General features: G+C 65.5%; 1 protein-coding gene. It reads right to left on the bottom strand.

The features are described from left to right. Positions 1 to 357: 357 nt before the first annotated feature. A partial coding sequence (locus AB0N17_RS46605) for a PP2C family protein-serine/threonine phosphatase (RefSeq protein ID WP_366017719.1) occupies positions 358 to 1,521 on the bottom strand: 1,164 nt, incomplete at its 5' end.

The following is a 1,521-nucleotide window of genomic DNA, read 5'->3' as shown; positions in this document are numbered from 1 at the left end:
GGAGTATCTCGCTGCCGCCCTAAAGTTCGTCGGTGTGGCCAATAACTGGCGGTCCACAGAGCTTCTGGAAGGTGCGCATCTGCGACCTGCGTTAACGGGCTATTTTCTAGCCTTCCCCGCTGAACTCACCAGCTGAAGGTCGGCATGGTTGGGAAGACATCGCGTTGCATACGCACCATGAACCCTGGCCGCCACAGGACGCGGCGTGATGGTGGCTGCGGCTTCGCAACCACACCTTCCTCCAACCGTCAGACGTGCGCTGAAGCTCCCGAGGCGGGGGTCACATGGCCGACGACAGCACAGCAGGCTGCCTCGAAGGCGTTCGGCACATCGCGTCGTCGCCAGACTCTCGCTGAGTCACTCGCAGGCCGTGCGCATGCCGGGCACCGTCATCGGGTCTCCCTGCGGCAGTGCCTTCAGCACCATCACCGCGAGGTCGTCCCCCACGGGCTCCTGGCTGAAGTCGTACACAGCCTGTCGAACGTGATGGGCCACGGCCATGGCGCTCATCCCCGCACACTGACGCAGTGTGGCGGACAACCCATCACCGTCGTCGAACAGCTGATTGCCTCTGCGTCGTTCGGTCACGCCGTCGGTGACACACAGCAGTACATCGCCGGGCAGCAGGTCGAAGGAATCAGCGCTGAACCGCGCGCTGCGGTCCACGCCCAACAGCATCTGCGGTTGGGCGGCGGGCTGCACCGCACCGTCGGCGGACAATCGCAGGGGCAGCGGATGCCCTGCGCTCACCAGGCGACAGCGCGCACCGCCGGCGGTCATGTTCGGTTCCAGTTCCCCGTACAGGACGGTGAGGAAGCGCCCGTATGCATGATCCGCATCGATCGTCAGTCCTTCGGCACTGTCCTCGGTCAAGGCGATGTTGAGGCGCTCCAGGACGGACTCCACACCGTGCCCCTCGCGGGCCAGAAGGCGCACCATATGGCGGGCCAGCCCGGTGATGGACATTGCCTCCGGATCCTTGCCCTGCACATCTCCCAGGAGAAAGCACCAGCGGCTGTCTTCCTTGTGGAAGAGGTCATAGAAATCCCCGCCGACAGTCTGCGACTCTTCGTGTGGTTGGTAGGCGACAGCCACGTCGATACCTGGCACAGGGGGCAGGACTGCAGGCAGTTGCCTACGCTGCAGTGCCTTGCTGATAGTGGTCTGCCGAGCGTACCGGCGGGCCGTAGCAACCGCCTGACCGACAAGCCGGGCCATGTTCTCGACCTGCCGCATCACGCCGTTGTCCTGCACCCCGTCGGCTGCGCCCATCACGAGCACGCCCTGGCACGAGTTGCCCGCCAGAAGCGGGAACGCGAAAGCCGACGTCCGGTCGCTGGCCGACCCCGGCAGCACCGGCAGGGTGAATGTGGTCGTATGCAAAGCGGCCGGGGGCGGCTGGTGTTCCAGCAGCTCCCGCAGGGCTCCTGTGAGCTGTTCCTCCCTGTGCCAGGCACGCGACAACCGCATCCGCCCCCTGTCACCCCTCAGCCATATCGCGCACCAGTCCGCCACACGGGG

Source organism: Streptomyces sp. NPDC051133 (genome assembly GCF_040682635.1).
GTDB lineage: Bacteria > Actinomycetota > Actinomycetes > Streptomycetales > Streptomycetaceae > Streptomyces.
This window is presented reverse-complemented; position numbering and strand designations above follow the sequence as displayed.